Source organism: Microbacterium sp. BWR-S6Y (genome assembly GCF_041379845.1).
Lineage (GTDB): Bacteria > Actinomycetota > Actinomycetes > Actinomycetales > Microbacteriaceae > Microbacterium > Microbacterium hydrothermale.
Genome location: NZ_JBFECV010000002.1, coordinates 62,246 through 75,684, shown reverse-complemented (window position 1 = coordinate 75,684; position 13,439 = coordinate 62,246). Strand labels below are relative to the sequence as shown.

The 13,439-nt window shown below is 72.7% G+C and carries 9 protein-coding genes; 7 read left to right on the top strand and 2 right to left on the bottom strand.

Annotated elements, in window-relative coordinates; all coding sequences use genetic code 11:
* Positions 1-16: 16 nt before the first annotated feature.
* Positions 17-2,059, bottom strand: a complete 2,043-nt coding sequence (locus tag AB1K56_RS04180) for an acyltransferase family protein (protein WP_371204703.1) — start codon at positions 2,057-2,059, stop codon at positions 17-19.
* Between the two features lie 7 nt (positions 2,060-2,066).
* Entirely contained in the window at positions 2,067-3,203 is a 1,137-nt protein-coding gene (gene glf, locus AB1K56_RS04175) for a UDP-galactopyranose mutase (protein WP_136587013.1), read from the bottom strand.
* Between the two features lie 147 nt (positions 3,204-3,350).
* Between glf and AB1K56_RS04170 the strand changes: the two genes are divergently transcribed.
* The 7 genes from AB1K56_RS04170 to AB1K56_RS04140 are packed head-to-tail and all read left to right on the top strand — an operon-like array spanning position 3,351 to position 13,309.
* Positions 3,351-5,276, top strand: a complete 1,926-nt coding sequence (locus tag AB1K56_RS04170) for a DUF6541 family protein (protein WP_371204702.1) — start codon at positions 3,351-3,353, stop codon at positions 5,274-5,276.
* Between the two features lies 1 nt (position 5,277).
* Complete coding sequence (locus AB1K56_RS04165; RefSeq protein WP_371204701.1) at positions 5,278-6,480, top strand: glycosyltransferase family 4 protein; 1,203 nt, start codon at positions 5,278-5,280, stop codon at positions 6,478-6,480.
* Complete coding sequence (locus AB1K56_RS04160) at positions 6,477-7,673, top strand: glycosyltransferase family 2 protein (RefSeq protein ID WP_371204700.1); 1,197 nt, start codon at positions 6,477-6,479, stop codon at positions 7,671-7,673. The genes AB1K56_RS04165 and AB1K56_RS04160 overlap by 4 nt, the downstream gene beginning before the upstream one ends.
* Positions 7,674-7,678: 5 nt before the next feature.
* Complete coding sequence (locus AB1K56_RS04155; protein WP_371204699.1) at positions 7,679-8,812, top strand: glycosyltransferase family 4 protein; 1,134 nt, start codon at positions 7,679-7,681, stop codon at positions 8,810-8,812.
* Positions 8,805-10,043, top strand: coding sequence for a hypothetical protein (locus AB1K56_RS04150; protein WP_371204698.1), 1,239 nt, complete (start codon positions 8,805-8,807; stop codon positions 10,041-10,043). Before AB1K56_RS04155 ends, AB1K56_RS04150 begins: the two co-directional genes overlap by 8 nt.
* A 31-nt stretch (positions 10,044-10,074) precedes the next feature.
* Positions 10,075-11,052 carry a glycosyltransferase family 2 protein gene (locus AB1K56_RS04145; protein WP_371204697.1) on the top strand — a complete coding sequence of 326 codons (978 nt, stop codon included), beginning with the start codon at positions 10,075-10,077 and terminating at the stop codon, positions 11,050-11,052.
* A 52-nt stretch (positions 11,053-11,104) separates the two neighbouring features.
* The gene (locus AB1K56_RS04140; RefSeq protein ID WP_371204696.1) at positions 11,105-13,309 is read left to right on the top strand and encodes a glycosyltransferase; all 2,205 of its coding nucleotides are present in this window, start codon (positions 11,105-11,107) and stop codon (positions 13,307-13,309) included.
* The last annotated feature ends 130 nt before the right edge of the window (positions 13,310-13,439 follow it).

Here is a 13,439-nt window from a genome sequence, read left to right as displayed (position 1 = left end):
ATCCTATGCGGGCGCGTCAGCCGAGGCTGGACGGAAGCTGCTCGGCCAGCGAGGAGCCGAGGCTGCGGGCGTACAGACGGGTCAGGTGGTTGTCGTCGCGGTAGACCGCGACGTTGCCGATCACGCCGACGCAGAGGTCGTCGGGGCAGATCCATGGCGTGAGGTCGAGCAGGTCCACTCCGGGGCGATCGAGAACACGCGCCGGGTTCTCGTCGGCCAGCGAGGCCGAGCGGGGGGCGGCGCAGTCGAGGGGGTCCTCCGCCGCGATGACGCAGCCGTACATGTCGTAGGCGAACCGCGGATTGTCGCGCACCGCCAGCACGGGGATGCCGGCGTCGCCCATCCGATCGAGGAACCCCTCGATGCCGGGGCGCAGCGCCTCGTCGTCGTCGCCCGCGTCGGAGCGCGTGACCACGGTCATGACCGCATCCGGCGACATCCGCTCCACGAGCGCGATGGCTTCTTCGCGCCATCCGTCGCACCGCTCGTCCATGCCCGGCTCGGCGAGGCCCATCGAGCACCCGCCCTTGACGAGGCTCACGACGCCCCACCCGTTCTCATCCGCGACGGGCAGCAGCGCTCCGGTCATCTGCTGCGCATGCGAGTCGCCGATCACGACGATCGTGCGGTCGGCGCGCGCCGTCCGCGACGTCTCGAAGCACGTCCCGAGCAGGAGCTCGGTGTCGACGCTCCAGCCACCCGCGCACGGGTTCTCGAGCTGCACCCATTCGTCGTCGAGCAGGGTCGGCAGCGGCAGCAGCTCGGCGTCGGCCGGGATCTCCGCGAGCGAGGGGTCGCGCAGCACCGCGGCGCCGGGGTTGTCGCGCACCGCCTTCGCCTCGATCGCGCGCTCCTGCACCCACGTCGCCGCCTGCCAGGCCCCGAGCGGAAGCGCCACGACGCTCACGGCGACGGCGATCACGGCGAGGGGGACGAGCGGCGAGGCGTCGGAGCGGCGCCACGCGCGCACGGGTCGATCGACGGCCCAGGTGAGGGCGCGGGCGAGCAGCAGCGACAGCGCGATGATCGCCACTCCGCCCACCAGGCCCACCTCGACGCGGTCGTTGACGACCTGGAAGGTCACCAGGATCGGCCAGTGGACGAGGTACAGCGCGTAGGCGTCGCGACCGACCGCCTGGAGGGGCCGCGATGAGAGCAGGCGCGCCGGACCGCGGCCTCGATCGTCTCCCGACCCCGACACCACGATCGCGGCCGCGCACAGGACGGGCCACAGCGCGAGGAATCCCGGGAAGCCGCCGCGCACGTCGACGACGGCACCCAGCACGAGCAGACCGGCCAGGCCCGCCCACCCGACCAGCGCCCGCGCGCGGGAGCCGAGGCGCAGGTGCGGCAGGGCGACGACCAGCAGCGATCCGGCGGCGAACTCCCAGAGGCGGGCTCCGGTGTCGAAGTAGGCCTGCTCCTGCGCCGTGGCGGTGCGCACCACCGAGTAGACGAACGACACCGCGAACACGACACCGAACACGACCCCGACCACCCGGTCCGCCGACAGTCCGCGGCGACGGACCACGACCTGGCAGAGCCCGAGCAGCACCACCCAGAGCACGAAGGCCTGGCCCTGGACCGACACCGACCAGAAGTGCTGGAGGGGGCTCGGGATCTCGGTACGGGCGTAGTAGTCCACGGCATCCGCGGCGAGCGCCGCGTTCTGCACGTACAGCAGCGACGCCCACGTCTGCTCCCAGACCGAGCGCCACACCGTCGGCGGGTAGACCGCCCACACCACCGCGAGGACGCCGACCAGGGTCACGACCGCTGCAGGGAGAAGCCGTCGGAAGATGCCGAGCAGGTGGGGCAGCGGGCGGATGGGACTCGGCCCCGCCATGCGCCGCACGAAGCCCCGCGTGAGAAAGAACGCGGAGAGCATCAGGAAGACGTCGACGCCCCCCGAGACGCGCCCGAACCACACGTGGTAGGTGACGACGAGGAGGATGGCGACGGCGCGGAGCCCGTCGACATCGGACCGATACGCCCAGCGCCGCTCGTCGACCCGTCCGTCGGTCGACGGGCGGGTCCGCGGGTGCAGCGTCAGACGCACGAAGAGGTCACGCGAGCTGGTTGTTCCACATCGACAGCGCCGAGCCGATCGCCATGTGCATGTCGAGGTACTGGTACGTGCCGAGACGGCCGCCGAAGTGCACGTCGCGCTCGCCCTTGGCGAGTTCGCGGTAGGCCAGCAGGCCCGTGCGGTCGTCGGCCGTGTTGACGGGGTAGTAGGGCTCGTCGGCGCGCGTGGCGAAGCGCGAGTACTCGCGCACGACGACCGTCTTGTCGGTCGGGTAGCGGTCCGCGCGCTCGGGGTGGAAGTGCTTGAACTCGTGGATGCGCGTGTACGGCACGTCGGCGTCGGCGTAGTTCATCACGCTGGTGCCCTGGAAGTCGCCGATCGGCAGCACCTCCTGCTCGAAGTCGAGCGTGCGCCACGACAGCTCGCCCTCGGCATAGTCGAAGTAGCGGTCGACGGGGCCGGTGTACACCACCGGCACCTGCCCGACGGTCGCCTTCTTGTTCAGCGGCTGCGACTCGTCGAAGTAGTCGGTCGACAGCTTCACCTCGATGTTCGGGTGATCGGCCATGCGCTCCAGCCACGCGGTGTACCCGTCGACGGGCAGACCCTCCCACGTGTCGTTGAAGTACCGGTTGTCGTAGGTGTAGCGCACGGGCAGCCGCGAGATGACCTCGGCGGGGAGATCCTTGGGGTCGGTCTGCCACTGCTTCGCGGTGTAGTCGCGGATGAACGCCTCGTACAGCGGCCGGCCGATCAGGGCGATGCCCTTCTCCTCGAGGTTCGCGGCATCCTTCGCGTCGAACTCGCCGGCGAGCTCCTGAACGAGGGCCTTCGCCTGATCGGGCGTGTAGGCGGCCTGGAAGAACTGGTTGATCGTGCCGAGGTTGATCGGCAGCGGGAACACCACGCCCTTGTGGGTCGTGTAGACCCGGTGGACGTACGAGGTGAAATCGGTGAAGCGGTTGACGTACTCCCACACGGTCGGGTTGGACGTGTGGAACAGGTGCGCGCCGTACTGGTGCACCTCGATGCCGGTCTCGGGCTCGTTCGCCGAGTAGGCGTTGCCGCCGATGTGATGACGACGATCGATGACCGTCACCTTGCGGCCCGCGGCGGCCGCGCGTTCGGCGATCGTGAGACCGAAGAAACCGGAGCCGACGATGAGGAGATCCATGAAGAGGTGCGTCTTTCGTGTCGCGGACGCGCGGGAGCCCTCCCGCGCGCACCCAGTCTAAAGGGGCACCCCGCCGTGGCCCTCAGGGGCGGGTCAGCGACCGTCCGTTAGCATGGCTGACTGTCGTCCAGCGAGAAATGGGAGTGCATGAGCGATTCCTGGTGGGTGATCGTGATGCCTCTGATCGTCTCGGTCCTCGCTCTCGTCGTCCCCGGAATCGCGGTCCTCGCCGCGGGATGGGGCGTGCGGCGACTCCCGGTGCTGGCCCTCGCCCCCGTCGTGTCGATCGCCGTCCTCTCGGTCGCCGCCATCGCCGCGCCCGTCGCGGGACTGTCGTGGTCGCTCCTGCCCGTCGCGATCGTCACGGTCGTCGCCGCCGCGGCCGCCTACGGGCTGCGCCGCTGGGTCGGTCCGGAATCGGAGCCGGCGACCTCCGGCCGGACGGCGCTGTGGGGCGGCCTCTCGCTGGTCGTCGCGGGCGTCGCCATCGCCCTTCAGCTGGCCTGGGTCTTCGGCGGTCCGGCGCACATCTCGCAGACCTTCGACGCGATCGTGCACCTGAACACGGTGGCCTTCGCCGTCGACACCGGGAACGCCTCGGCGTTCCACATCGGCCTCACCTCCGACATCGGCTTCTACCCGAACGGCTGGCACACCGTCGCCGCCCTGGCCGCCCAGGTGACCGGGGCCGCCGTGCCCGTGGCCGTCAACGCCGCGAACATCGCGCTCGCGGCGGTCGCCTGGCCGCTCTCCGTGGTCGCTCTCAGCGTCGTCCTGCTGTCGGAGCGCACGGCCGTCGTCGTCAGCGCCGCGGCCCTGTCGACCGGCTTCGGAGCCTTCCCCCTCCTGCTGATGTACTTCGGCGTCCTGTACCCGAACGCGATGGGCTACGCCGTGCTGCCGGGCGGCGTCGCCGTCGTCGTCCACCTCCTGCGGGCGACCGGGCTCGCCGCGCGGGTGCGCGCCGCGGTGCTCCTGCTCGTCGCCGCCGCGGGTGTGGGCCTCGCCCATCCGAACGCCTTCCTGTCGATGGCCGCCCTGGGCGCCGGTATCGCCGTGGTCGAGCTGATCGGCCGGGCCGTGCGGCATCCGTCCCGCCGACGCTGGTGGGCGACCACCGCGATCCTGCTCGCCCTCGCCGTCGTGCTGAGCGTGCTGTGGCGCGTCATGCGCACCAACGCCGAGATGTCGGTCTGGGCGCCGTGGCAGACGACGGCGCGCGCGGTCGGAGAGGCCCTGCTGCTCTCCCCCGGCGGCTACACGATCACGGTCACGATCTCGGTCCTGATCGCCGTCGGCGTGTTCCGCATCGTCCGTCAGCCCCGCCTGCTGGTGGTGGCGGCTCCCATGGTCGTGGCGACGATCCTGTTCGTCGTGGCTTCCGGAACGGCTGCGGGCAACGCGCTGCGCGAGTTCCTCACCAACCCCTGGTACAACGACTCGTACCGTCTGGCCGCGCTGCTGCCGGCCGCCGGCATCCCCGTCGCCGTCCTCGGCGCGGTGACGATCGCGGATGCCGCGGCCCGGGCCCTCGCCCGTGCACGCGCCGGACGCCCGGTGCGCATCGCCGTGGCCGCGCTCGGGGTCGTGGCGGTGTTCTCGGTCGCGGTGAGCCCCAACATCCTGCGCACCGCCGCCGATGCGCGCGCGGCCTACGACCTCAGCGCCTCGTCGCCCCTGCTCACCGCCGACGAGGAGGCCCTGCTCGAGCGCCTTCCCGAGACCACCCCCGTCGACGCGGTGATCGCGGGCAGCCCCTGGACCGGAGCCTCGCTCGCGTACGCCATCGGCGACCGCGAGGTGCTGCGCAAGCACGTGTTCGGCACGATCGGCACCGATGAGCAGTACCTCGACAACCGGTTGAGCGCGATCGATTCCGACCCTCGCGTGTGCGAGGCCGTCGACCGTCTCGGCGTGGACTACGTGCTCGACTTCGGCGCCCAGAATGTCTGGAACAACCCCGGGGTCGGACTGGATCGCCAGGGCCTGTACAACCTCACCCCGTCCGAGCATCTCGTGCTCGTCGACGCGCAGGGCCCGTCGGCGCGCCTGTTCAAGATCGAGGGGTGCTGACGTGTCCCGCGAGAATCGGATCGCCATCGCCTACGACTGCCTCTTCCCGTACTCCACCGGCGGAGGCGAGCGGCAGTACCGCGCCCAGGCCGTCGCGTTCGGCGACAAGGGGTTCGACGTCGACTTCCTCACCGCCGTGCAGTGGGACGGGCCCACCCCGCGCGAGGAGGACTTCCGCGTCGTGCCGATCACGGGTCGGCTGTCGCTGTACACCGACGCCGGGGTGCGACGCATCCCGGCCGCGCTCCGCTACGCCGCGTCGCTCTTCTCCGCCCTCGTGCGCCGCCGCCGGCGGTACGCGGCCGTGCTCGTGAGCGGCCTGCCGATCTTCAACGTCTTCGCCGCTCGGCTGGCACTGCTCGGCTCGGGCACGAAGCTCGTCGTCGACTACCTCGAGGTCTGGCACCGCCGTCAGTGGATCGAGTACTCGGGAGCGGTCACGGGCACGATCGCGTGGGTCCTCCAGCGCGCCGCGATCGCCGTCACCCCGCTCGCGACGTGCCACTCGCAGCTGACCGCCACCCGCCTGCGGCGCGAGGGTCTGCGCCGCGCGCCCCAGGTGAGCCCCGGGCTCATCGACGGGGCGGTCGAGGTGCCGACCCCCGGACCCGCCGCCGCTCCGCCCTACGTGCTATACGTCGGGCGCCACATCCCCGACAAGCGCGTCGAGGTCCTGCCCGCCGCCGTCGCGGCCGCGCGCGAGAGCATCCCCGGCCTGCAGCTCGTGGTGCTGGGCACCGGCCCGAGCTCCGAGGCCGTGCGCGCCGAGGTCCGCCGCGTGGGCGGTGAGGCCTGGACGCGCTTCCCCGGCTTCGTCTCCGACGCGGAGCTGAACGAGCTGCTCCACGGCGCCGCCTGCCTGGTGAACCCCTCCCGTCGCGAGGGATACGGCCTCGTCGTCGTCGAGGCCAACGCCCACGGCGTGCCCGTCGTGCTCGTGGCCGACGAGGGCAACGCCTCGACCGAGCTCATCGACGCCGGAGTGAACGGCGTCGTCTCCCCCACCGCCTCGCCCACCGACCTCTCCCGGGCCATCCGGGACGCCGTCGACGGCGGCGACGACCTGCGCCGCTCCTCGCGCGCCTGGTACGACGCCGCGGTCGACACCCGCACCATCCGCCGCACCGTCGAGGGGATCCTGTCGGCACTACCGCTGCCGCTGCCGACCCCCTCCGCGGTGAAGACGAAAGAAGACAGCCCGTGACCACTCCCGCACCCACGGACCTCGAACTGACGATCCTCATGCCGTGTCTCAACGAGGCGGAGACGCTCGAGGTGTGCATCCGCAAGGCGCAGGGGTTCCTGCAGCGCAGCGGCATCCGCGGAGAGGTGCTCATCTCCGACAACGGCAGCACGGACGGCTCGCAGGCCATCGCCGAGCGACTCGGCGCCCGCGTCTCGCACGCCCCCCGCCGCGGCTACGGCGCCGCCCTCATCAACGGCATCGAGCAGGCGCGCGGAACGTACGTCATCATGGCCGACGCCGACGACAGCTACGACTTCGAGAACCTCGAGCCGTTCGTGGACCGCCTGCGTGCCGGCGCGGACCTCGTGATGGGCAACCGCTTCCGCGGCGGGATCGCCCCGGGGGCCATGCCCCCGCTGCACAAGTACCTCGGCAACCCGGTGCTGTCGTTCATCGGCGAGCTGTTCTTCCGCCCCGGCATCCGCGACTTCCACTGCGGCCTGCGCGGCTTCAACCGCGCCCGCATCCGTCAGCTCGACCTGCAGACCACGGGCATGGAGTTCGCCTCCGAGATGGTCGTTCGTGCCTCCCTCGCGCGCTACCGCATCGAAGAGGTTCCGACGACGCTCAAGAAAGACGGACGCTCGCGCCCGCCGCACCTGCGCAGCTGGCACGACGGCTGGCGCCACCTGCGCTTCCTGCTGCTGTTCGCCCCGCGCTGGCTGTTCGTTTACCCGGGCCTGGTGGCGTTCTTCCTCGGCGCGATCGCGGTCGGTGTGCTCGCCTTCGGCGGGGTCAACATCGGCGGGGTCGGTTTCGACGTCACCACGATGGTCTACGCGAGCGCCCTGTGCGTGATCGGCTTCCAATCGCTGCTGTTCTTCTGGTTGACCAAGCTCTACGCCACCCAGGAGGGCTTCCTGCCCACGAGTGAGCGCTATCGCCGGATCGTGGCCAAGTGGTCGGCCGAGCGGGGCCTGCTCATCGGCGTCGCACTGTTCGTCCTCGGCGTGGTGATCGGCATCGTGCAGGTCGTGCTGTGGGGCAGCCTCGACTTCGGGCAGCAGAACGCCGCGCAGGCCGTGCGCATCGCGGTGCCGAGCGCTCTGCTGATCATCCTCGGCTTCCAGACCGTGATGATGAGCTTCTTCTCGGGCGTGCTGACCACGCCCCGGCGCGAGCAGCGCCCCGAAGCCGTCATCGAGAGCTGACCGCCGTGCGGATCCTCGTCGATCTGCTCGGCTACACCGGCGGTCGCGGTGGGACCGAGACCTACGTGCGCGAGCTCCTCCCGCGGCTCGCCGCGGAGATGCCGGATGCCGACTTCGTCGCCCTCACGGGGTCGTCCGGGGCGGCGGCGGTCCGTCGCTTCGCCCCCGGCGAGGTGCGCGTGGTGGAGTGGGTGGGCGACGGGCGCGCCTCGTGGGCCGCGGGCGAGATCGTCGCCGTGGAGCAGGCGGCGAAGGCGGTGGATGCCGACCTGGTGTGGAGCCCCGCGAACTTCGGCCCCCTGACCGCCGGTGCCGTCCCCCGCGTGGTATCGGTGCACGACGTCATCTACCACGAGGTCCCCGGCGCCGGCCTCGAACGCCTCACACGGGCCGTGACGGCATGGCTCATGACGCGCACCGCGCAGACCGCGCAGGCGGTCGTCACCGTCTCGGACACCGCGGCGAGCGCGATCGCGCACCACCTCGGTGTGGAGAGGGACCGCATCACGGTCGTGCACAACGGCGGCTCCGAGATCTCGGGCGTCGACGACCCGTGGCGCCTGCTCGCGCCCCTCGGCATCCGTCCGGGCCGGGCCCTGCTGCTGTCGACGGGCAACCGGATGCCGCACAAGAACTTCGACGGCCTGCTCGCCGCGGTCGCTCGCGTGCCGGTCGAGGAGCGCCCCCTGACCGTGATCACGGGCGGTGGAGCCGACGACCCGCTGCGCCCGGCGGTCGAGAAGCTCGGGCTCGGCGCCGACGTGATCCTGCCCGGATGGGTCAGCGACGAGCAGCTCCGCGCGCTGTACCAGGTGGCCGACGTCTACGCGTGCCCCTCTCTCACCGAGGGATTCGGTCTTCCGGTCGTCGACGCCCTCGGCGCGGGGGTTCCCGTCGTGGCCCACGACACCGCCGTGCTACGCGAGGTCGGCGGCGAGTGGGCGCGCTACGCCGACGCCACCTCGCCGCAGGCGTTCGCCTCCGCGATCACGGACGTCCTGGCGCTGGACGAGACGACCCGCGAGACCCTGCGCGCGGGGGGCCGGGCGTGGGCCGCGCGGTTCAGCTGGTCGGCGGCGGCCGTGGCGCTGTCGGTCGTGTTCCGCCGCACGGCGGCGCGGGGGAACCGTCGTGGCTGAACCGGCCTCGCTGCGCTCGCGCCTGTTCGGCTTCACGCTGATCCCGGCGGTCGCGGCGGTCTCTCCCCTCGTCGTGCTGCCGGCGGTGTCGCGCGCGGCCCCCGACGGCTGGTCGAGTGCGATCGCCGGTGAGTCGATCGGGACGTTCGCGGCGATCGCCGTCGCCTACGGGTGGACGACCGTCGGCCCCGCTCTCGTGTCGATCGCAGCCGACGACGTCCGCCGCGGGCGGTTGTACCGCGACGCCCTCGTCGTGCGCGTGGCGACCTCCCTGATCGCCCTCCCCGCGCTCGTGGTGGTGTGCCTTCTCGTGGCCACCCCCGGATACGGGCTGCTCGCCGCCCTGATGGGGCTGCAGGGCGCCATGATCGCCCTGTCGTTCACGTGGTTCTCGGTGGGCGTGGGTGATCCCCGCTCGATCCTCTTCTACGACGCGATCCCGCGGCTCGTGGTCGCCGTGGGGTCGATGCTCGCGATCGTCAACGGCGCGCCCGTCGAGGTCTACCCGCTCGCCGGAATCGCGGTGACGGTGGTGGGGACGACGCTGTTCTCGCTCCGCCTGCTCCGCCGCTACCCCTCGCCGTGGCCGCCCGTCCGCGAGATCCCGGGGCTCTTCCGGGTCGGCGCGCCCGTGGCGCTGAACGACGCCGCGCTCGGCGCCTACTCCGCCGTGCCCACGCCTCTCGTGAACGTGCTGTCCGCGGGAACGGCGGCCTCGGGCTTCGCCTCCGCCGACAAAATGGCCAAGCTCGGGCAGTTCCTCCCGCTCACCCTGGCCAACGCCCTGCAGTCGTGGTCGGCCGAGGTCACGGGCTCCGCCCGCAGGTCGCGGCTGCGCCTGGCCCTGCTGATGCACGGGGGCTTCGGCGTGCTCGGCATGCTCGTGCTCGGCTTCGCCGGTCCCCCCGTCAGCGCGCTGATGTTCGGCGAGCCGGCGGCGGCGCCCTTCGCGGTCTGCCTCGCCCTCGGCCTCGCCTTCGCCCTCTTCTCGCTGCGCACCTCGATGACGCGGCACGTGCTCTTCCCCGCCGGCGAGCAGCACGCCGTGATGCGGGCCACCCTCACGGCCACGGTCGTCGGCATCCCCCTCATGATCGGTGCGGGGCTGCTCCTGGGCCCCGTCGGCGTGGCGGCGGGACTGGCGGTGACCGAGGCGATCTCCACCCTGATCCTGATCGGGCGCACGCGCCGCCACGTCGATCTCGTCGCCGTCGAGGAGTCCGCCCCGTGATCGCCCCGAACGCCGGAAAGGCGGCTACGCCATGACCGATGCACCCGAGGTCGACCTCGTCATCCCCGTCTACGGCGGCTGGGACTTCGTACGGGAGTGCCTGCGCGCCGCGACGCGCCAGAACGTTCCCGCGCGGGTGATCGTGGTCGACGACCACTCCCCCGACGACACGGCCGATCGGGTCGCGGCGGAGTTCCCCGACGTGACGCTGCTGCGCAACGAGCGCAACCTCGGCTTCGCCCGGGCCTGCAACGTGGGCCTGTCGGCCGGCACGGGCCGTCTGGTGATGCTCGTCAACAGCGACGTCGTGCTCGAGGCGGATGCCGTGGAGCGGGTGCTCGCCGCGATGCCCGACGCTCGCGACGCACGCCGGATCGGCAGCGGGGCCACTCTGCTCCTCGCCCCCGACGGCACCGTCGACTCCTACGGCATCGTCGCCGACGTCACCGGCGCCGGGTTCGTCCGGTTCCACGGCGCCGCCCTCGCGGCGGCCGACCCCGTCGACCCCCCGGTGCTCGGCCCCTACGGCGCCGTCGCCGTGTACGTTCGCAGCGCCCTCGACGAGGTCGGCCTGTTCGACACGAACATCTTCATGTACGGCGAGGAGCTCGACCTGGCCTTCCGCCTGCGCGCCGCCGGGTGGGGGTGCATCGCGATCGAGGGAGCGCTCGGTACGCACCTGGGCGGGGCGAGCGCCGGTCGCGAGTCGGCGCGTCAGCGACGACTGTCGGGCTTCGCGCGGGGCTACCTGCTGCGCAAGTACGGCATCCTGCGCTCCCGCCGCGCGCTTCGGGCCCTCGCGGTCGAGATCGTGGTCAGCGGTGCACGGCTCGTCCTCCGCCGCGACATGCTCTCGCTGCGGGGACGGTGGGAGGGGTGGCGCCGCGGCGCCGACGCGCCCCGCGCGGTCCTGCCGCTCGACGCGGTCGACCGTACGATCGGCCTGCGCGAATCGATGCGCATGCGTGGCGACCGGTACTGGGCCGAACGTCCCGCGTCGCGGTCGTGACGGCATCCCCCTCCCGTCCGGATAGCGCGGACGCCCTGCCTACACTCGAAGAGTGCTGACCGCCCTCCGCTCGCGCGTGCGCGCCGCGCGCGACCTGCCGCTGCTCCGCCCCCTCGTCGCCCGGGTGGATCGCCTGTGGTGGGCGCGCGTCATCCGTCGGGCCGGGGTCGTCGACCTCGATTACGTGCGCGCCCAGGTCGGGCGTCCGATCAGCGAGGCCGCGGCCGTCCGACGATACGTCGACGGCGGCTTCCGCGAGGGCCTTCGCCTATCGCCGCTCTTCGTCGACACCGCCGTCGGCGACCACCTCCCCGAGGCGTGGCGCGTTCCCGCGCTGTACGCCTATCTCGTCGCTGATCCGCGCGGGTTGCAGGTGAGCCCGCTGTGGGATGCCGTCGCCTACGGCACGGCGCACCCCGACGCGTGGGAGGCCCCCGGCGGCCCCCTCGGCCACGCGTGGCGTCGTCGCGAGACGGACTCCCTCCCCCTCGGTCCGAGGTCGGAACCCGCCGCGGCCCCCTGGCCGGTGCTCTCGCGCGTGATCGTCGACGCCGCCGACCGCGCCCGACGCGGCGGCGAGGTCGCCCCCGGACCCGCGGCCGAACCCCTCGCGCGCGAGCTGATCCTCGCGGTGGGGCCGGAGGAGTGGGACTTCGACGAGTCCTTCGCCGAGGCGGTGGCCTTCGCGGACGCCCCCGATCAGGGCGTCGCGATCGCCGTGCTCGACGACCGAGTCGAAGACTGGATGCTGGCCTCCGTGCTCGCGGCGGGGCACCCGCGCGTGCGCGTCGCTCGACGACGTCACGACGACGCGAGCGCGGCCCTCGACGAGCTGCTCGCCGGCTCGCGTGCCGAGATCGTCGTCGTACGCGGCCCCAATCAGACCCTCACCGCGACCGACGCCGCGCGCCTCGCCGAGCGCGTCGACACGCTGCCCGCCGATGCGGTGGTCGGTCCCGTGTGGAGGGACGGCGACGGCACGATCGCCGCGGCCGGCGCGGTCGCGGACGGCCGGTTCCTCGCGGGGCACCCGATCGAAGACCTCGGCGCCTTCGGGTCAGCGACCGATCTGGAGGTTCCGGCGTTGGCGGGGACGACGTTCGCCGCCCGCCGCTCGCGCATCACCACTGCCCTCCGCGGTGCCGACGCCGCCGCGCACCTCGACGGGCCGGCGGTCGTCGCGCTCGACGTCGAGACCCGTACGCGGTCGATCGCCGCACCGGCGGATCTGCCCCCGACCCTCTCCGGCGGCGACGACCTGCTGAGCAGGGCGGGCTGGGAGCGCGTCGCCGACGGCCCCCTGCCGCGGGTGCGCCGCCCGCAGCGAGAGGTCGACCTGTCCGACGGCGAGCGCGTCCCCGTCCTGCGGTGGGCGCTGCGTACGGCCGCCCCCGTCGGTCCACGCGCCGAGGGATGGGGCGACACGCACTTCGCCCGCGCCCTCGCGGCGGCCCTCCGGCGCCTGGGGCAGGAGGTCGTCATCGACTCCTACCCCGCCCGCGAGCGCCCCACACGCCACCTCGACGACGTCACGGTCGCCCTGCGCGGACCCGAGCCGCTCGAGGCCTCCGAGGTCGGGACCTCCCTGCTGTGGATCATCAGCCATCCCGACGAGATCGGAGCCTCCGACGTGGCCGGCTTCGACGAGGTCTTCGCCGCATCGGCGCCGTGGGCGCGGTCGACCGGTCGCGCCCTCGGCGTCGCGATCACCCCCCTGCTGCAGTGCACGGACGCGACCCGCTTCTTCCCCGCGGGGCGCGCACGCGGCCGTGACATCCTCTTCGTCGGCACCGCGCGCGGCATCCTCCGTCCCTCCGTCGTCGAGCCGATCCGCGCGGGTGTCCCGGTGACGGTGATCGGGCCGGACTGGCGCGGATGGATCCCCGCCGAGCGCATCGCCGCCACCGGGGTGCGCAACGACGAGCTCCCGGCCCTCTACGAGAGCGCAGGCGTGGTGTTGAACGACCATTGGCCCGCTATGCAGGAGCGCGGATTCATCGGCAACCGTCTGTTCGACGTCGTCGCCGCCGGCGGCCGCGCGATCAGCGACCGCGTCGAGGGGATCGACGAGCTCTTCGGCGGGGTCGTGCGCACGTGGGACACCGTGCCCGAACTCATCGACCTGCTCTCGGGCGACCTCGACGCGGTCTTCCCCGATCGCGCCCGGGCGGATGCCGCGTCGGCGCGCATCCGCGCGGAGCACTCGTTCGACGCCCGAGCGCGGACGCTGCTGGAGGCGGCGCTGCGGCGGCGCTGACGCGGCGGCGGGCGAGCGGGCCCGACGTCTGGGGCGGGGCGGCGGGGTCCACGCACGGGGCCGGAGCGGGAGCCCGCATCTCCGCCGCCGTCGCGGGCGGACGGGTCCGCGTCAGCCGTCAGCGGAAGCG

Coding starts and splice junctions, on each gene's coding strand:
- glf (WP_136587013.1), bottom strand. CDS start 3,203: ATGGATCTCCTCATCGTCGGCTCCGGTTTCTTCGGTCTCACGATCGCC.
- AB1K56_RS04170 (WP_371204702.1), top strand. CDS start 3,351: ATGAGCGATTCCTGGTGGGTGATCGTGATGCCTCTGATCGTCTCGGTC.
- AB1K56_RS04145 (WP_371204697.1), top strand. CDS start 10,075: ATGACCGATGCACCCGAGGTCGACCTCGTCATCCCCGTCTACGGCGGC.